Here is a 20,228-nt window from a genome sequence, read left to right as displayed (position 1 = left end):
GGTTTTTTACATTTAATTAGCTTTTATTATCAAACTATTGTTTTTTCTGCAGCCTCTACAGTATTTGTTAATAGCATAGCGATTGTCATAGGTCCTACTCCACCAGGAACTGGAGTAATAGCACTTGCAATTCCTATCGTTGAATCAAAATTTATATCACCGCAAATTTTATTGTTTTCATTTCTATTAATACCCACATCTATTAATATAGCACCTGTTTTGATCATAGATCCTTCTACTATATTAGGTTTGCCTGTAGCTACTATAAGGATGTCTGCTTTTTTTGTATGTGATGATAAATCTTTGGTTTTGGAATTACATATTGTTACAGTTGCACCTTTTTGTAATAACATCATGGCAATTGGTTTTCCTACTATATTGCTAGCTCCTATAACTACTGTTTCTGAACCTTTTATGTTTATTTTTTCTGATTCTAATAGTTTCATTATTCCATAAGGGGTACATGGTAAAAACATAGGTTTACCTATCATTAATAAACCTGCATTTATTACATGAAATCCATCAACATCTTTTTTAGGATCTATAGTTTTGATAACTTTGTAGGTGTTTATGTGTGAAGGTAGAGGTAACTGAACTAAAATACCATGAATTTTGCTATTTTTATTCAATTCTTCAATTGTTTTTAAAAGCTCTGTTTCATTTACGTTTTCAGGATATTTTTTTTCAATAGACAGAATGCCAGTATTTTCACATGCTTTAATTTTATTTCTTACATATACCTGAGATGCTGAATTATCTCCAACAAGTATTACAGCTAATCCAGGAACTATGTTTTTTGAACACAGATTATCTACTCTAATTTTTAAATTAGAACGTATTTCTTTTGATAGTTTGAGTCCATCTATAATCTTTGTATTCATTTATTAAGCCTGTATTAAAAAATTATTTAAATATTTCAATCGATAACAATAATTTTTTATATCATGTTAGATATGTATTTTGATAACATATTATTTTTTTATAAGTTTGTCAATGATAAATAATATTTAATTTTTCAAATTGCAAAAATAAGATAATATTTTTTGTTTGCTTAATGTTAATATTATTAGCTTAATGATAGCTTAAAAATAATAAAACAATGGTAATGGGGGGATGAGTTATATGATGTCTTTAGATAGTAATCCTAGTAATAGAGATAATGATGACATACAAGAACAACAAGAATGGTTAGAATCATTAGAAGCTGTTTTTAATAATAAAGGTTCGAATCAGGTTTCATTCTTATTAAAAAGCTTGATAGAAGATGCTCGTCGATTGGGTGTGGAAATACCATTTCCTTTAAATACAGATTATGTGAATACAATACCACTGTCATCGCAACCGATTCATCCTGGCAATCTAAAGATCGAGTCAAGAATTAATGCGTATGTTAGATGGAACGCTATGGCTATGGTTGTAAAGGCTAATTGTCATAATCCAGACGATGGTGGTAGTTTAGGGGGCCATATTTCTACATTTGCATCTTTGGCTACAATGATAGGTTGTGGTTATAATCATTTTTGGAAAGCCTCAAATGGTGATAGTGAAGGTGATCTAGTTTATTTTCAAGGTCATGCTTCTCCAGGTATGTATAGCCGTGCATATCTCGAAGGTTTTTTATCTGAAGAACAGTTAGATAATTTTCGTCAAGAAATCGATGGTAATGGTCTTCCGTCGTATCCTCATCCTAGATTAATGCCTGATTTCTGGCAGTTTCCAACTGTCTCTGTTGGTCTTGGTCCTATTATGGCTATTTACCAAGCAAGATTTTTAAAATACTTACATGCTAGAGGTATAGCTGATACTAGCAATAGAAAAGTGTGGGTATTTTGTGGTGATGGAGAAATGGATGAGACAGAATCTTTAGGAGCTATTTCGCTTGCTTCTAGAGAACATTTGGATAATCTAATATTTGTTGTCAATTGTAATTTGCAGAGACTAGATGGACCAGTAAGAGGTAATGGTAAGATTATACAAGAATTAGAGAGTATATTTCGTGGATCTGGATGGAATGTTATAAAACTAATATGTGGCGGTTATTGGGATTCTTTATTGTCTAATGATAAAAATGGAATACTAAGACGTATTATGCAAGATACTGTAGATGGTGAATATCAAGCATATAAAGCTAATGATGGCAAATTTGTTAGAGATAATTTTTTTGGTAAGCATCCTCAATTACTAGAGTCTGTTTCACATATGAGTGATAGCGCTATTTGGCGTTTAAATCGTGGTGGTCATGACCCAAACAAAGTTTATGCTGCTTTTGAGGCTGCAAGTAAACATCTTGGGCAGCCTAGTGTAATTTTAGCTAAAACAATCAAGGGTTATGGATTAGGACATTTTAGTCAGTCAAAAAATTCCACTCATCAACATAAAAAATTAGATATTGACTCCATCAGAGAATTTAGAGACCGTTTTGGTATACCTATACCAGATGATAAATTAGATTCTTTGCCATATTTTAAACCACCTATAGATTCTCCTGAGATGAAGTATTTGCATGAGCATAGACAGTCATTAGGTGGATATTTGCCAAGACGTCGTCAAAAGTCTGATGAGACATTTAATATTCCTTCATTAGAAATGTTCAGGTCTATTTTGGAACCGACTTCTAGCGGTAGGGAAGTCTCAACTACGCAAGCGTTTGTTAGAATTCTAAATCAAATATTGAGAGATAAGTATATTGGTCCTAGATTAGTACCAATATTAGCTGATGAGTCTAGAACTTTTGGTATGGAAGGGTTATTTAGACAGATAGGTATATATGCTCCTGATGGGCAAAAATATACTCCTGTTGATAAAGATCAAGTCATGTACTATCGTGAGACTGTTGACGGTCAATTATTACAAGAAGGTATCAATGAAGCTGGTGCAATTAGTTCATGGATTGCTGCTGGTACTTCTTATTCCACAAACAATAGGATTATGATACCTTTTTTTGTATATTATTCAATGTTTGGGTTTCAAAGAGTTTGTGATTTAGCATGGGCTGCAGCTGACATGAAAGCTAGGGGTTTCCTGATAGGAGGAACATCAGGGCGCACGACATTAAATGGGGAAGGATTGCAACATGAGGATGGTCATAGTCATATACTAGCTTCCACTATACCTAGTTGTGTATCTTATGACCCAGCTTTTGCTCATGAATTGGCTGTGATTATACATGATGGTCTAAAAAGAATGATAGAGAATCAAGAAGATATCTATTATTATATTACAGTTATGAATGAAAATTATACTCAGCCAGGTTTAATAGATGGTGATGAAGAGGGCATAATTAAGGGAATATATAGATTTAAATCAAGTTCTTTGAAATCTACAAATCATGTTCAATTATTAGGGTCTGGTGCTATATTGAGGGAGGTTCTTGCTGCACAGGAATTGTTGGAGTCTGATTGGAAAATATCTTCTGATGTTTGGAGCGTAACAAGTTTTAATGAGCTACGTCGTGATGGTTTAAATGTAGATCGTTATAATTTATTGAATCCAAAAAGTGAACAGAAGATTCCTTATGTAACTGAAAAATTATTATTGTCTGAAGGACCAATCATAGCTTCTACTGATTATATGAAATCTTACGCAGATCAAATAAGACCTTTTATTCCAAAAGATAGAGAATATCGTGTTTTAGGTACAGATGGATTTGGAAGGTCAGATTTTAGATTTAAATTGCGTAATTATTTTGAAGTAGATCGTAACTTCATAGTATTAGGAGCTTTAAAAGCTTTGGCTGATTCTGGTAAGATTTCTTCAGATGTGCCTTTCCAAGCTATTGAAAAGTATAAGATTAATTCAAATAAGGCTAATCCTCAGGATATATAGGATAATAAAACATGAATGAAATTATAGAATTTAATATGCCATCAGTTGGAGATTCAAAGGAATTTCGAGTTATAGAAGTTTTAGTTTCTATAGGAGATGAAGTTATTTCAGAACAAGGTGTTATTACTATAGAATCAGATAAAGCTTCTATGGAAGTTCCTGCTCCTTGTGCAGGTATAGTTAAATCGGTTAATGTAAAGGTTGGTGATAAAATCTCTGAGAATTTTCATTTGCTATCTATAGAAAAAAATAATACCGATATTGTTAGTGCAGTTCCAGAGAAATCAAATATAGATAATATTTCTATAAAAGATGTACCTGTTAATAGCAAGATTAAGAGCGAAAAAATATTAGTTAGTGATAATAATATTGATCATATTTCATCTATCAATAATAGGGATGTAGTAAAAAATTTTTCTTATGCCTCTCCGTCTATAAGGAAGTTTGCTAGAGAATTGGGTGTAGAAATTTCTCAAGTACATGGAACAGGTAAGAAGGGTCGTATTACTGTGGATGATGTTAGTTCTTTTGTTAAAAATAATTTAAATAATCCATCTGTAACTAGTGGCGCTGAATTATTTAATTTGCCACCTTGGCCAAAAATAGATTTTGCTCAATTTGGTGAAATTGATAGCAAGCCATTGAGTAGGATTCAGAAAATATCTGGTTCCAGTTTGCATCGTAACTGGATGATGATACCTCATGTTACTAATAATGATGAGGCTGATATTACTGATTTAGAAGATTTTAGAGCTAAAATAAATCAAGATTTATCTAAAAGCAATATAAAAGTTACTATGTTATCTTTTTTAGTTAAAGCACTAGTTTCTTGTTTAAAAAAATTTCCAGATTTTAATGCTTCTTTGGATAATGATAAACTAATACTTAAAAAATATTATAATATAGGATTTGCTGTAGATACTCCTAATGGATTAATGGTTCCTGTAATACATAATGTTGATAATAAAGGCGTTATTGAAATTGCATCGGAAATAAAAAACTTATCTCAAAAAGCTAGGGAAGGCAAATTATTTGCTAAAGAGATGCAGGGTGGATGTTTTTCTATTTCTTCTCTAGGAGGAATAGGTGGTGTTTCTTTTACTCCAATAGTTAACGCTCCAGAAGTAGCGATATTAGGTGTATCTAAATCTGCCTTTAAACCGTTGTGGGATGGTAAACAATTCGTGCCAAGATTGATTATGCCTATATCTCTTTCTTATGATCATAGAGTTATCGATGGTGCAATGGCCGCACATTTTAATAAATATTTGTGTCAAATTATGAATGATTTTCGTCTTATTTCTTTATAAGTGATAAATATGATAAACAATGTGTATAAAGTAGTAGTTCCGGATATTGGTGATATAAAAGAGGCTAAGATTGTAGAGATTTTAGTTTCTAATGGTGATCTTGTTAAAAAAGAACAAAGTTTAATTACTGTTGAGTCTGAAAAGTCTGTTATGGATATTCCATCAAATATTGAAGGAGAAATAGTCAATATTTGTGTCAAAGTTGGTGACAGCATATCAGCAGGAAGTATTATAGTAGAGCTAAAAACTAGTGATTTAGGTGTAGATGCAAGTTCAAATTCAAGTCCAGACTTAAAACATGATATAGATTGTGATGTTGTTAATTGCCAAGTTGTTATTATAGGGTCTGGTCCTGGAGGATATTCTGCTGCTTTTCGTGCAGCAGATCTAGGATTGGATACTATTCTAATAGAAGAACATCCTAAATTAGGAGGTGTTTGTTTAAATGTTGGATGCATTCCAACCAAGGCTTTATTACATGACGTATCTATTATTGAAAGAGTGAAAAAATCTTTTGATTGTGGAATAGAATATCAAGAGAAGCCTAATATAGATTTGAATAAATTAAGGAATTCTGTTGACTCTACAGTGTCTAAATTGACCAATGGTCTAAGTAGTATGGCTAAAGCGCGAAAAGTTAGAGTTATTAATGGGTTTGCTAAGTTTTTGGACAGAAATAGTCTGTCTGTAAAATCTAATAACAACTTATCTAAAATCGTTAACTTTAAAAATGCTATCATAGCGACAGGAAGTCATGCTGTACATCTACCTTTCTTACCTATAGACGATAGAATTGTTGATTCAACAGGAGCTTTAAAATTACCTATGATACCTAAAAAAATGTTATTAATAGGTGGAGGTATTATAAGTTTAGAAATGGGAACAATATATTCTGCTTTAGGTTCTGAAATAGATATAGTAGAAGTATCTAATAATTTAATTTCTGGTGCTGATCGTGATTTAGTTAAAACGTGGTCTAAATCTAATGAAAATCGTTTTAATAACATAATGTTAGAAACCAAAGTTATTGGTGCTGAGTCTAGAAATGATGGTGTGTATGTTAGTTTTGAGGGGAAAAATGCTCCAAATATACCTCAATGTTATGATATGGTTCTACAGGCTATAGGTCGCAAACCTAATGTTGATAAAATTAATTTAGATAAAATTGGTATTGTGTTAAGTCATGATGGTTTTATTAAAGTAGATCAACAGATGAGAACAAATATTGCAAATATATTTGCAATTGGTGATGTAAATGGCAATCCGATGCTTGCCCACAAGGCTGTTCATGAAGCTCATGTCGCAGCTGAAGTTATACATGGAGAAAAATCTTTTTTTGATGCAGCTGTTATCCCATCAGTGGCTTATACTAGTCCAGAGATTGCTTGGGTAGGTATTACTGAACTTGAAGCAAAGAAGAGCGAAATGAATATAAAAATAGGATTATTTCCATGGAGTGCTTCAGGGAAAGCTATTGCAACTAATAGTGAAAATGGGTTTACTAAACTTATATTTGATGTTGATAGCAAAAGAATTATTGGTGGTGGTATTGTAGGATCTCATGCTGGTGACTTAATTGGAGAAATAGCTCTTGCCATCGAAATGGGATCAGATATGTTTGATATAGCAAAAACTATTCATCCTCATCCAACCCTATCAGAATCTATAGGCATGTCTTCAGAAGTAGCCCTGGGAATTTGCACTGACTTACCATAATGTAAAATTAATAATGTAATATATAAAACTTGGGGATTTTAAATGAAGCTTGATGAGATAATTAGAATGATTGAGTTTTATATTCCTACATTAGGATTAATTAAAATAATTTCATGTTTATTTTGTTTAATTATTATTTCATTTGTAGTGCAATGGGGTATATCTCGTTTATTAGTTTGGTTAACAAATAAAGTTATTAATATTGATGGTTATGGAAAGTGGCATCATGAATTATATAGATACAACGTGTATAAGAACATCTTGCGTTCTGTGCCTTTTTTTGTTATTTCTGAAGGAATTAAATTTGTCTATCATATTGGAAATATAGCTGAATATATTTCTAGATTTGCTAGTGCTATTATATGGATTTATATATTTGCTGCTCTTATCGGGTTATTAAGTGTTATTCAAAGCATATATTCTGCTAGAGCTAGATCTATTAAAGTGTATATACAGGTAGGTAAGCTACTATTAATAGTTATAGGTATAGTTTTGGTATTATCTGTTCTTATAAATCGTTCTCCATTGTGGATGATTTCTGGGTTAGGTGCTTTATCTGCTGTTCTTTTACTTGTGTTTAAAGATACTCTCTTGTCTTTAGTAGCAGGCACTCAATTAACAACAAATGATATGCTTAGGATAGGAGATTGGATTGAAATGCCTCAATCTAATGCTGATGGTTATGTTAGAGATATAGCTTTACACACTGTAAAGATCCAAAATTGGGATAATACGGTTACTACTGTGCCTACTTATAAATTATTTGCAGAAAGTTATCGTAATTATAGACAAATGTTTGAATCTGGTGGGAGGAGAATAAAAAGGGTTATATATATAGATATATCCAGTATTAAAATTATGAATAAGGTTGAAATTACTGAATTAATGAAAATATCTTTATTATCTAATTATTTAGAATTAAACCATAAAGATCAAGATCATTTTATGAATATATCTTTGTTTAGATATTATATAACTGCTTTTTTAAAAAGTCATGATGAGTTGCGACAAGATATGCCTATGTTGGTTAGAATGATGGAACAAAAATCTGAAGGTATTCCTATAGAAATATATTGTTTTACTGCATTAACAGCATGGGTCGAACATGAGCGTATACAAGGAGAAATCTTTGATCATATTAATTCTATGATATATAAATTTCAATTGCGTCTTTATCAAAAACCATCAATGCATAATTTTATGCAATGTGATTAGTTGAGTTGAATATCATGATGAGATTATTTAATGAATAATATTAAAATTGCAATAGCTCAAATAAATTCAGTTGTTGGGGATATAGAGGGCAATACTATCAAGTTGATAAAAATTATTAATGAATCTTATAATAATTTTGATTTATTAGTTACTCCAGAACTTGTTATTACAGGTTATCCACCAGAAGACTTATTATTTCATCATTCATTCATCAAATCACAAAATTTGCATTTGGAAAAGCTTCGTCAATCAACTATTGGTCTTAAGAAGTTATTTGTTTTAGTAGGGCATGTTCATCATGAATCTAATAATGCATATAACGTAGCAACATTATTTAATAATGGAGCAGTTATAGGTAGGTATTATAAAAGTCAATTGCCGAATTACTCTGTTTTTGATGAAAAGAGATATTTTTCTATTAAGAAACAAGCATTTACTTTTAATATTAAAAGTAAAAAAATTGGCATAATGATTTGTGAAGATTTATGGGTAGATGCGTCTATTGAATTATACCAAGATTTACATGTTGATATAATTGTTAGTCTTAATGCTTCTCCTTTTTTTATTGGTAAAGATGAGTTGCGTTATTCAATTTGTAAAAAGTTAGTAAATAAATTACGTTGCGGGTTAGTTTATGTTAATGCGGTAGGAGGGCAAGATGAATTAATATTTGATGGTGGTTCTTTTTTCATGAATTCACGTGGTTTGTGTACTAAGAAACTTTTTTCTTGGAAAGAAGATTTAGATTATTTTGATATAAATGTATGTGAAGAATCAAGTATCAATTATTTTGATATTTTGCAAAATCCTAATATAGAGTTGCAGGTATGGAATGCATTGGTTTTAAGTTTAAGGGATTATATAAATAAGAATAATTTTCCTGGAGTCATTATAGGTTTGTCAGGTGGTATAGATTCAGCTCTAGCTCTTACATTAGCGGTGGATGCTATTGGTTCTAATAGAGTGCAGGCAATTATGATGTCTACTTGTTATACATCGGAAATGTCTATTATAGATGCTGATATTTTAGCTAGAAGATTAAATGTTGAGTATAATAATATTGATATTAATAAGATACTTTATTCATATAATAATATTACAAATGAAATTTTAAAGACATCTGAAATAGCAAAAGAAAACATTCAAGCTAGAATACGAGGTAATTTATTAATGGCTATTTCAAATACTAATGGTAACTTAGTTGTAACAACAGGCAACAAATCTGAAATAGCTATGGGATACTGTACCCTTTATGGAGATATGGTTGGTGGTTTTGCTTTACTTAAGGACATAAGCAAAACAATGGTTTATAAATTATCAAAATGGCGAAATAGAATATCTTATATTATTCCTGATCGAATAATTTCGAGAGCTCCTTCAGCTGAATTAAAATTTGATCAGACTGATCAAGATACTTTACCTCCTTATGATTTATTAGATGAGGTCTTGGAGTTATATATAGAAAAAAAATTTACAATAGAGCAAATCATAGATTGTGGCTATGGTGTTGATATTGTTAATAGGATATTAGAACTTTTACATAAAAATGAATATAAAAGATCCCAATCTCCAATAGGTCCTAAAATTACTTCTTGTTCATTTGGTTGTGATTGGCGTTATCCTATTACGAATTCATTTTATGAAAAACTATAGTTTAATCATTTGGTATAATTAATCTTATAATTAACTGCAATGATGTTTTATCATTCCATAAGTTGTTTTCTATTCTATATATAGCCTTAATATTTTTATATTCTACTATTTGATGGTTAAAATATATTCCATCGAATAACAATTTTTCACGTTGTAGTACTAGTTTTAAATGTTTGTTTTTTAATGTTTTTTGAGAAATAATTTCAAACTGATCTATAAATAGTGGTTCATCAAACCCTGATCCCCATACTTGTTGATTTAGCAAATTTGCAAATTCTGTATTAGCATACTTTATATCAAGAGAACCATCAGTTTCTAATAATTGTCGTATATCATTATTACCTATTATATTTTTTGTTGTTTCCTCAAATGCTGATTTAAAATTCATGTAGTTGTTTTTCGTAATTGTTAGTCCAGCAGCCATTGCATGACCTCCGAACTGTTGTATTATATTAAATTTTTTTGAAATAATATCTAATATTTCTTTTATATTTATTCCTGTAATAGATCTTCCGGAGCCTCTTAATTCGTTATTTTTTGAAGGAGCAAATGCTATAGTTGGTTTCCAGTATTTCTCTTTTAATTTTGATGCAATTAATCCTACTATGCCATGATTCCAATTTTCTTTATAAATACATATACTATTACTTGACTCAGATTCATAATTATCAATTTCTGATATAGCTTGTAAATTACTTTCTTCTTCTATTTTTTTTCTTTCATTATTAATATCATTTAATTTTTGTGCTATATCTAGTGCCTCTTCATAGTTATCAGTTATTAGACAACGTATTCCGATACTCATATCAGATAACCTTCCGGCAGCATTGATTTTTGGTGCTATAAAAAAACCCAAATCATTACTATTTGCAATATTAATTTTTTTATTAGATACATTAAAAAGCGCTTGTATTCCTACTATTGTTTTGTTTGCTTGTATTCTTTTTAATCCTTGAGTAACTAGGATTCTATTATTTAAATCTAACTTAACAAGATCAGCTACAGTTCCTAGGGCTACCAAATCAACTAACTCATTTAGTTTAGGTCCTTCATTTTCTTTATAAATTCCACGTATACGCATTTTTGATCTTAATGCAATCATTAAATAAAAGATAACTCCAACGCCAGCTAAATTTTTAGATGGAAAATTGCAACCAGATTGATTTGGGTTAATAATTGCTAAAGCTTTTGGTAATGTTTTACCTGGTAAATGATGATCTGTTACAATTACATCTATACCCATTTGTCTAGCATATTCTACTCCTTCAATACTAGAGATTCCGTTATCTACAGTTATTATTAAATCGGGCTTTTCCATAGCTTGTTCATAAGCTTGTTTAATAATATCAACTGACAATCCATAATTATTATTAAACCTGTTAGGTACTATAAAATTGACAATAGCCCCCATTTTTTTTAAAGCTCTTACAGCTAAGGCACATGCTGTAGCTCCATCACAATCATAGTCAGCTACTATAAGAATTCTTTTTTTTCTAATTATTGATTCTAGTAAATAATTCGTTGCTTTTTCTATTTGACTAAGATTGTTGGGGTTAATTAAATTAGACCAGATATATTGTACTTGGGAGGGTTCTGTTACACCTCTGGATGAGAATAGTTTAGCTAATAATGGATTTATACCGTTTTTTAATAGAAGATCATAATTTTCTTTATGTATTTTTCTTGTATAAATTTTATAGGAAGAGTTCATTTTTAAAGATGTTTAAGCGTTTAAATATATTTATATCATTGTGAATAAGATATTCATTACATTTCTCATGACCTAAAAGCACTAGATTTGTACTGTTTTTTGGCAATTTATTGTTCTTTGATAAGGTCTTAAATAAATATTCTAGATTTTTTAGTTCATAGATCCACATATCGTAATTAAGGCTTATAGAAGCTTCATATAGTTTTGTAAATAATATATCTGGCTTTTGTTGTTTAGGGTTCCAATATTTTGCTCCACCATAAAGCCATAAAAAATTTATTGGTTTTAATCCACGACTCTCCCTGTATATATTTATTTCATGATTATGAAAGAACATTTGCACATCATTTAATAATTTTCTTAATTGTAATATTTCTATTTTACAATTTGAAAAAACGTTAATTTTTTTTTCAAAAATAAAATATGGGCTGAGAGAAAGTTGATGAAAGCTATCTGGTAAAAATATGCGCCATCTTTGTGGTGCTATATATTCAATTTTAAATGGATAATCATTTAGTATGTATTTTATGCTGTTCAATAAACACAAACTTTCTGAATGTGCTAGATTTATGTTGTATGGGTTTGATAAACTAACTCCAGATGTATTAATTTCTATATTTACTAATTCTAGTAGCCATATTGGGTAATTATCTTGTTTTTCAAAATTTGTAAACAATGGACCCAAAGCAGAACTTATTGTTTGATTGTTATCAGGAACAAATCCATTGTTTTTAATTTGCCATGCTTCAAAAGCAGTGCAGCCATAGTTTAACAATTGATCATCTATATAATTTATAGAAGCATTTTTCAGCCATTTAAAAATATATGGTGTTTCTTTTTTTATAATACTATTAATATTGATATTAAATTCATTTGGAGGAAAAAAACCAGGTATTACAATAAGCATTTTATTTGTTGTATGGTATATTTTATTAGTGTATTGGTAATTCTTCTATTTTAACTTAATTGGTAATGGGTTGTGTTTATGATTCCTTATGAGGTTTGGTTAGCTGTTAAATATAGCGGTTTATTAAATTTCAAAAATAAAAAAATAAAATAATATCTTTTATTACTATAACCTCTATTTGCGGTATAGCTATTGGAGTAGCTGCTTTAATTGTAATACTGTCAGTAATGAATGGTTTTCAAAAGGAAGTTCGTAATAGGATGCTTGATATAATTCCTCATATGGAAATTTCTATTCCAGGAGTAGATTATAATACTTTCATTAATTCTTACAAAAAATTTAAATCTTTAATTGATAAAGATTCTAACATAGAGTCTAGTGCATCTTTTTCTTTATCACAAGCAATAGTGTTAAAAGATTCTAAGATAATTGGAGTACAGGTTCAGGGGATTGATACTGATTTTATTAATGTGTATAGGCTAGACAAAAATCTATTTTGTGGTGATATAAAACATTTAAAAGATAATGAATTTGGTGTCATAATAGGTCTAGAATTATCAAAATTTCTTAATGTAAGCGTTGGTGATAGTATTACAGTTTTAGCTCCTAACTCATCTTCAAGTATTATTGGTTTTTCTCCTTGTTTAAAAGAATTTATAGTACAAGGTATATTTTCATCAGGATATTATGAGTATGATGCCAATATGGTATTTGTTAATATTAATGATGCAAATAACTTCTTTTTTAATAGTATGAAGAATGGTATAAGATTTTGTGTAAAGAATGTTCACCTTACTCCCATAAGTGTTAAAAACATAAGAGATATTTTGCCTGATTATTTTTCTGTGGACGATTGGTCTAATACTAATAAATTTTGGTTTAATGCAGTCCAAACTGAAAAACGAATGATGTTTCTAATACTGTCAGTTATTATAGCTATTGCTTCATTTAATTTGTTTTCATCTTTGACAATGTTAGTATCTGAAAAAAAATATGATATTGCTATAATGAGGACATTTGGGGTTAGTTATATTAATATTTCTTTAATATTTTTATTAACTGGTTTGATGATAGGTTTTGTAGGGACAATTATTGGTGTTATATCTGGAATTATATTTACATATAACATAGACCTAATTGTTTGCCTAATTGAGAAGATATTTATGGTCAATTTTTTTCCAGTAGAGTCCTATATTATGGGAACATTACCATATGATATAAATTATCTTGATATATTAAATATTTCTATCGTATCAATATCATTGTCTTTTATAGCTACCATTTATCCTAGTATTAAAGCATCAAAATATATGCCGGCAAGGATTTTGAACAATGTTAGATAAGAAATATATAATTAAAGCAGATAATATTTGTAAAAACTTTCATGATCAAAACGGTCCTATTAATATATTACAAAATATAGATTTTTATATTAATGCTTCTGAAATTGTAGTTATAATGGGGGCTTCTGGTTCTGGTAAGAGTACTTTACTACATATACTTGGTTTATTAGATACAGCATCTAGTGGGCAACTAATCATTAACGACCTAGATACTTCTATATTGTCAGAGAACCAGAAATGTAATTTACGCAATAAAAATCTTGGTTTTATATATCAATCTCATAATTTATTATCAGAATTATCTGTTGTTGATAATGTTGCAATGCCATTAATCGTAAGACGATATAGATATGATCACGCACGTGTGGAGGCTAATCTAATAATAAATCTTATTGGCTTGAATTCAAAACAAAATAGTATGATTTATAATTTATCAGGAGGTGAACGTCAAAGAGTTGCTATAGCCAGATCAATTATTACAAAACCTGATTGTATTTTAGCTGATGAACCAACTGGAAATCTGGATAAGAAAAATGCTTATAAAGTATTTGATTTATTTGTAAAATTAAAAAATGAACTTAATTCTTCTTTTATAATAGTTACACATGATTTTGAATTAATGTCTATTGCAGACAGGAAGTTTATTATGAAAAATGGTGGATTATTAAGGATCTAGTATTATATGTTTTTGGTGGATACACATTGTCATTTGGATGATTCTAGATTTGATAAACACAGGTCTTTAATTATTAGAGAAGCTTTTAATAACGGAATAAAAAAAATTATCGTTCCGTCTGTTTCTGTGCATAATTTTGAGAATGTATCAAGTTTACCTATAAATCAAGGATTATTTTATACACTAGGAATACATCCTATGAGTGTTAATCAAAAAAATTTTAACGATGATTTATTGGTTTTATATAATTATGTAAAAGACTCTAAAAATTCTCATGCTAATTTTATTGGTATTGGAGAAATAGGATTGGATTTCTATTGTTCTGTGGACGATCATGATATTGATTTGCAAAAGAAAGTTTTTATAGAACAGTTGCATATTGCAGAAGAATTTTCTTTGCCAGTGATTCTTCACGCAAGAAAATCTCATGATGTTATGTTGAAAATATTAAGATCAAGAAAAAGAATATGTGGAGGGATAGTTCATGCATTTAATGGCAGTTACCAACAAGCTGATTGTTTTATAAAACTAGGTTTTTTATTGGGAATAGGTGGTTCAATTACTTATCAAAAATATTCAAAAATTAGACAAAATGCATTAGATATACCTTTAGAGAATTTAGTTCTTGAGACTGATTCTCCTTATATGGAACCGTTTTGGAAATCTTCTTATGATTGGAATATAAATAGTCCATGTGAACTGTTTAAGATTGCAATAGAACTTGCTAATATCAAAAGATGTAATGTTGATAAAGTCATTAGATATACAACTGAAAATATACTAAGAACAATTCCTCAAATGGCTTCTTAGAATATCTTTAAAAAAGAAACAATAATGTTTAGTGAATATAAAAGTGAATTATAATAATCTATTAGTAGATCTTCATTGTCATTCAGATATATCAGATGGTTTATTATCTCCTAGGGATTTAGCATATACGATTCATAATTCTAATATAAACACATGGTCATTAACCGATCACGACACTGTTGATGGATTATCGGAAGCACAGAACGAATCAAAAAAACTAGATCTTGCTTTTATCAATGGAGTTGAAATTTCTTCTGATTGGGATGGTAGAACTATACATATATTAGGATTATACATTGACTATAATAACAATTGTTTGCTGGAAGGCTTAGAAAGCAATATTAATTGCCGTAAAACTAGAGCATTTAATATTGTTAAACATTTGGATAGCTTAGGATTTCATGGCTCTGATAGTTTGCTTTCTTCTAGGTTAAATAATAAGTCTAGTATAATAGGTAGACTTCATTTTGCTAGATTTTTAGTTCAAAGTGGTTATTGTAAAAGTATTAAGAAGGTTTTTCTAAAGTATTTATCTGATGACTTTTTTAAGAATTCTGATAAATATGCTCCTTTGCATGATGTTATTTCATGGATTAAAAATGCAGGAGGTGTAGCTGTAATAGCTCATCCTTTAAATTATAAATTCTCAAATATAGAACTTGATAAACTTATGGAAAGATTTGCTGATTTAGGTGGAGAGTGTGTTGAAATACCTTTATTTCAAAATCATAAAAATTATGAATTAATTATTTATTTAATCAAAAAATATAATTTTTATATATCATGTGGATCAGACTTTCATTCGTTCAAAGATAATTTAATGACAAAAGAAAGATTTTCTAAAATACCAAGTGATTTAAAGAATATATGGTGTAATTTTTTATAGGAATTTATTGGTAGAGTATTAATAAATTTCTTGTTAAATTAATTATTTTGCTATATCTTATGAATAAAGTTTTGTATTTACATAAACATATTGTCATTTCTACAATTATAGTTGTTCTCATGTTTGTCAGTAATGATTATTTAGTCTAGTTTTGCTTTTAGGATATATCGTGCTAATAGTTCAAAATTTTTCAGGTTCATCCGCTATTTCTGATTTTCGTCGTCAAAATCTATTAGCTAAGTTAAGTATTTTTGGTATTAGCATATCAAATATACATGCTTATTATGAACATTTTGTATATTTAGAGCGTTCTTTAGAAGAGAATGAGAATTCCATTCTATCAAAATTATTGGATTATGGTTCTGTAGATTTTTCTAAATCATCTGATAACTTTAAAATAGAACTATTGGTAATTCCTCGTTTAGGAACAGTTTCTCCATGGTCCAGTAAAGCTACAGATATAGCTCACAACTGTGGTTTGAGTGTGGTCAAAAGAATTGAAAGAGGTGTTAAATATGTGCTCTCTTGTAAAGAACCTTTAGTTGATAATAAACTGCCTAAAGAAGCACTAGATACATTACTGGATTTTATACATGATTGCATGACAGAAAGTGTTGTTAATGTTGATTTTGATTCAAAACTTTTATTTACTAATGCAGAAAAAAAAGATCTAAAGACTATTCATCTTATGAAAGATGGTCGTATTGCTCTAGAGAAGGCAAATAAAGACTTAGGATTAGCATTATCTAATGATGAAATTGATTATTTAGAAAGGTCTTTTAAGTCTCTTAAAAGGGACCCTACTGATGTTGAATTGATAATGTTTGCACAAGCTAATAGTGAACACTGTCGTCATAAAATTTTTAATGCTGAATGGATTATAGATGGAAAACAAAAAACAGATACTCTATTTGATCTAATTAAACAAACACATTATAGTCAACCAATTGGTACAATAGTAGCCTATTCTGATAATTCAGCTATTATGGAAGGTAGAGTTGTTAATAGCTTTCATGCAAACAAATCTTCTATAAATGGTATGTTTGTTTATAATAGAAAAAGTGCTATTTTTCATAATATTATGAAAGTAGAAACTCATAATCATCCGACTGCAATTTCTCCTTTTCAAGGAGCTGCTACTGGTGCTGGTGGAGAGATACGAGATGAAGGTGCGACAGGTTGTGGCTCCAAACCTAAAGTAGGTCTTACTGGTTTTTCTGTTTCACATTTAAGATTTGAAGATAATATACGTCAGTGGGAGGGTGATTACTATAGAATACCTTCTCGCATGGCATCACCTTTATCTATCATGGTTGATGGTCCATTAGGCAGTGCTTCATTTAACAATGAATTTGGTCGCCCTAATATTTTAGGCTATTTTAGATCATTTGAGCAGACTATAGATGGTATTCATTGGGGTTATCATAAACCAATAATGTTATCTGGTGGTCTAGGTACTATAGATTCTAAATTAAGTAATAAGAAAAGTATACCTGAAGGAGCTTTATTGATTCAATTAGGTGGACCAGGATTTCGTATAGGAATGGGTGGAGGAGCGGCCTCTAGCATTACCATAGGTAGTAATACAGAAGAATTGGATTTTGATTCAGTCCAAAGAGGAAATCCTGAAATAGAAAGAAGAGCTCAAGAGGTGATAGATAGATGTTGGCAACAAGGGGATGATAATCCTATATTATCTATTCATGATGTAGGAGCTGGTGGATTATCTAATGCTTTTCCAGAATTGATCAATGATTCTAAAATGGGAGCGATATTTGATTTAAATAAAATCCCAATAGAAGAATATGGGATGTCTCCTGCCGAAATATGGACTAATGAGTCTCAGGAAAGGTATGTATTAGCTATTTTGCCTAGTAGCTTGAAAAAATTCGATGAAATAGCGATTAGAGAACGTTGTCCTTATTCAGTCGTTGGGATGGCAATTAATGATAGGCATTTGTATCTAATTGATGAGAATAATGCTGATTTCGATGCTGATAACTTATTAAATATAGCTAAATCAGATTTCGAACAACACCCAGTAAATCTTCCTCTTGATGTTATTTTGGGGAAATCACCTCGTTTGACTCGTAATGTTAAAAGTTATAACCATAGAAGTGATGTTATAAAATTTGATAATATTATTCTATCAGAAGCTATATCTATGGTTTTAAGCCATCCTACTGTGTCTAGCAAATCATTTCTTATTACAATAGGTGATCGTTCAGTAGGGTCCTTAGTCGCTCGTGACCAAATGATTGGTCCATGGCAAGTGCCAGTTGCTGATTGTGCTGTATCATTGGCTAGTTACGATAGTTTTCTTGGTGAGGCAATGTCAATAGGTGAACGTGCTCCTATTGCAATAATTAATCCTGCAGCCTCTGTTCGTTTGGCGGTTTCTGAAGCATTAACAAATTTAGTATCCTCTGACGTAGAGAAGATAGAGGATATAAAATTGTCGGCTAACTGGATGGCTGATTGTAGTAATGGTAGTCAAGATGCTAGTCTTTACGAGGCAGTTTCAGCTGTTAGTAAGTTTTGTAAAGAACTTGGTCTTTCTATACCAGTTGGGAAGGATTCTTTGTCTATGAAAACAATTGCAGATGATGGAAAACATATTGTTTCACCAGTATCTTTAGTTGTTTCTGCTTTTTCTAAAGTCAATGATGTTCGTAAGACATTGACCCCTGAATTAATCAAAAATATTGATAGCAAGTTAATTTATATAGATTTAGGTTTTTCTAAAAATAGAATTGGTGGCTCTATATTAGCACAAGTTTATAATCAATTTGGTGATATAGCACCTGATATTAATGATCCTAATAAATTACAAAGTTTTTTTTATGCGATAAGACATCTTGCTAATGAAGATATGATATTGTCTTACCATGATAGATCAGATGGTGGATTATTTACTACTATAGTAGAAATGTCTTTCGCTGGACATGTTGGTGTTTCTATAGAGTTAGATAATGTAATAACTGGTTCTTTAAATCATGAAAACCTTATAAAGACTTTGTTTTCTGAAGAGTTAGGGGCTGTAATTCAAGTTCATAATAAATTTTATGATGATGTTATTAACTGTTTTGAGAAAAACAATCTATCTAATTATTGTTATACAATAGGTTCAGTAAATACACATGATATTATCGAAATAAGCCATAATAGCGCTTCTTTATGGAAGCAAAATCGGTCTGATTTAGGAATAATATGGAGTGATGTAAGTTATAGAATTTCATCTATAAGAGATAATCCTTCTTGTGCTTCTGAAGAATTGAATTTGTGGAAGGATATTAATGATCCTGGTATTAATCCAGTATTATCTTTTGATCCAAATATTGATGTTTCTGCTCCATATATCAGTAAACAAATTCGTCCTAAAATTGCTATTTTAAGAGAACAGGGATGTAATAGCCATGTAGAAATGGCATGGGCTTTTGATCAAGCAGGTTTTTCTTCTGTAGATGTACATATGACTGATTTATTAAATAAAAGTATAAATCTTTCTGATATGCAAGGCTTAGTAGCTGTAGGTGGATTTAGTTATGGCGATGTTTTAGGAGCAGGCGAAGGGTGGGCTAGAACTATTTTATTTAATAGTTTTTTATATGATCAATTCTCTAGTTTTTTTGCTAATAAAAATAGTTTTTCACTTGGAGTATGTAATGGTTGTCAAATGATGAGTTCATTATCAACCATAATTCCTGGTGCTTTGAATTGGCCTAAATTCACAAGGAATAAATCAGAAAAGTATGAATCCCGTTTATCAACCATTAAGATAATATCTTCTCCATCTATATTTTTCTCAGGAATGGAAGGATCTAGAATTCCTATTGTTGTTGCTCATGGAGAAGGGTATGCTGACTTTTCTAAGTCTGGTAATATTAACCTCGTTAATACATCAGCTTATTTTGTAAATAATTATGGTGATATGACAGAATCTTATCCGCTGAATCCAAATGGAAGTCCTAAAGGAATAACTGCTGTTACAACAACTGATGGTAGATGTACTATAATGATGCCTCACCCAGAAAGAGTTTCTCGTAATATATTATTTTCTTGGCATCCATCAGAATGGACAGAAAATTATAGTCCATGGATGCGTATGTTTAGAAATGCACGAGCATGGCTTGGATAGTTATTTGCTAATAAAAAACATCATTTATTTATTAGATT

General features: G+C 30.1%; 13 protein-coding genes. 10 read left to right on the top strand and 3 right to left on the bottom strand.

Annotation, left to right across the window (positions count from 1 at the left end; all coding sequences use genetic code 11):
• Window positions 1-29: 29 nt before the first annotated feature.
• Window positions 30-881, bottom strand: coding sequence for a bifunctional methylenetetrahydrofolate dehydrogenase/methenyltetrahydrofolate cyclohydrolase FolD (gene folD / locus CKCE_RS01595; protein WP_015238581.1), 852 nt, complete (start codon window positions 879-881; stop codon window positions 30-32).
• Window positions 882-1,122: 241 nt separating this feature from the next.
• Between folD and aceE the strand changes: the two genes are divergently transcribed.
• The 5 genes from aceE to CKCE_RS01570 are packed head-to-tail and all read left to right on the top strand — an operon-like array spanning window position 1,123 to window position 9,719.
• A complete protein-coding gene (aceE, locus tag CKCE_RS01590) occupies window positions 1,123-3,825 on the top strand; it encodes a pyruvate dehydrogenase (acetyl-transferring), homodimeric type (protein ID WP_015238580.1) in 2,703 nt (900 codons plus the stop codon).
• Window positions 3,826-3,836: 11 nt separating this feature from the next.
• Window positions 3,837-5,135 carry a dihydrolipoyllysine-residue acetyltransferase gene (aceF, locus tag CKCE_RS01585; protein ID WP_015238579.1) on the top strand — a complete coding sequence of 433 codons (1,299 nt, stop codon included), beginning with the start codon at window positions 3,837-3,839 and terminating at the stop codon, window positions 5,133-5,135.
• A gap of 9 nt (window positions 5,136-5,144) precedes the next feature.
• Window positions 5,145-6,851 (top strand): dihydrolipoyl dehydrogenase, encoded by a 1,707-nt coding sequence (gene lpdA / locus CKCE_RS01580; RefSeq protein WP_015389087.1) that lies wholly within the window; start codon window positions 5,145-5,147, stop codon window positions 6,849-6,851.
• 42 nt (window positions 6,852-6,893) lie between these two features.
• A complete protein-coding gene (locus tag CKCE_RS01575) occupies window positions 6,894-8,066 on the top strand; it encodes a mechanosensitive ion channel family protein (RefSeq protein WP_015238577.1) in 1,173 nt (390 codons plus the stop codon).
• Window positions 8,067-8,096: 30 nt separating this feature from the next.
• Window positions 8,097-9,719 carry an NAD+ synthase gene (locus CKCE_RS01570; RefSeq protein WP_015238576.1) on the top strand — a complete coding sequence of 541 codons (1,623 nt, stop codon included), beginning with the start codon at window positions 8,097-8,099 and terminating at the stop codon, window positions 9,717-9,719.
• Between the two features lies 1 nt (window position 9,720).
• On the opposite strand, the gene recJ is transcribed toward CKCE_RS01570, so the two are convergent.
• The gene (gene recJ / locus CKCE_RS01565) at window positions 9,721-11,430 is read right to left on the bottom strand and encodes a single-stranded-DNA-specific exonuclease RecJ (protein WP_015238575.1); all 1,710 of its coding nucleotides are present in this window, start codon (window positions 11,428-11,430) and stop codon (window positions 9,721-9,723) included.
• Complete coding sequence (locus CKCE_RS01560; RefSeq protein WP_015238574.1) at window positions 11,414-12,337, bottom strand: hypothetical protein; 924 nt, start codon at window positions 12,335-12,337, stop codon at window positions 11,414-11,416. Before CKCE_RS01560 ends, recJ begins: the two co-directional genes overlap by 17 nt.
• Window positions 12,338-12,486: 149 nt before the next feature.
• On the opposite strand from CKCE_RS01560, the gene CKCE_RS01555 reads away from it, so the two are divergent.
• The 5 genes from CKCE_RS01555 (at window position 12,487) to purL (ending at window position 20,190) form a co-directional block, all read left to right on the top strand.
• Entirely contained in the window at window positions 12,487-13,680 is a 1,194-nt protein-coding gene (locus CKCE_RS01555; RefSeq protein WP_338058144.1) for an FtsX-like permease family protein, read from the top strand.
• Window positions 13,670-14,356, top strand: a complete 687-nt coding sequence (locus tag CKCE_RS01550) for an ABC transporter ATP-binding protein (protein WP_015238572.1) — start codon at window positions 13,670-13,672, stop codon at window positions 14,354-14,356. The genes CKCE_RS01555 and CKCE_RS01550 overlap by 11 nt, the downstream gene beginning before the upstream one ends.
• Before the next feature lie 6 nt (window positions 14,357-14,362).
• On the top strand, window positions 14,363-15,166 hold the full coding sequence (locus tag CKCE_RS01545; RefSeq protein ID WP_015389090.1) for a TatD family hydrolase: 804 nt from the start codon (window positions 14,363-14,365) through the stop codon (window positions 15,164-15,166).
• A gap of 43 nt (window positions 15,167-15,209) precedes the next feature.
• Entirely contained in the window at window positions 15,210-16,052 is an 843-nt protein-coding gene (locus CKCE_RS01540) for a PHP domain-containing protein (RefSeq protein ID WP_015238570.1), read from the top strand.
• 169 nt (window positions 16,053-16,221) lie between these two features.
• Window positions 16,222-20,190 (top strand): phosphoribosylformylglycinamidine synthase, encoded by a 3,969-nt coding sequence (gene purL / locus CKCE_RS01535; RefSeq protein WP_015238569.1) that lies wholly within the window; start codon window positions 16,222-16,224, stop codon window positions 20,188-20,190.
• Window positions 20,191-20,228 lie beyond the last annotated feature (38 nt).

This window comes from Candidatus Kinetoplastibacterium crithidii (ex Angomonas deanei ATCC 30255), assembly GCF_000319225.1.
GTDB lineage: Bacteria > Pseudomonadota > Gammaproteobacteria > Burkholderiales > Burkholderiaceae_B > Kinetoplastidibacterium > Kinetoplastidibacterium crithidii_B.
Note: the sequence above shows the minus strand (reverse complement) of the source record. Positions and strands in the feature narration are given on the sequence as shown.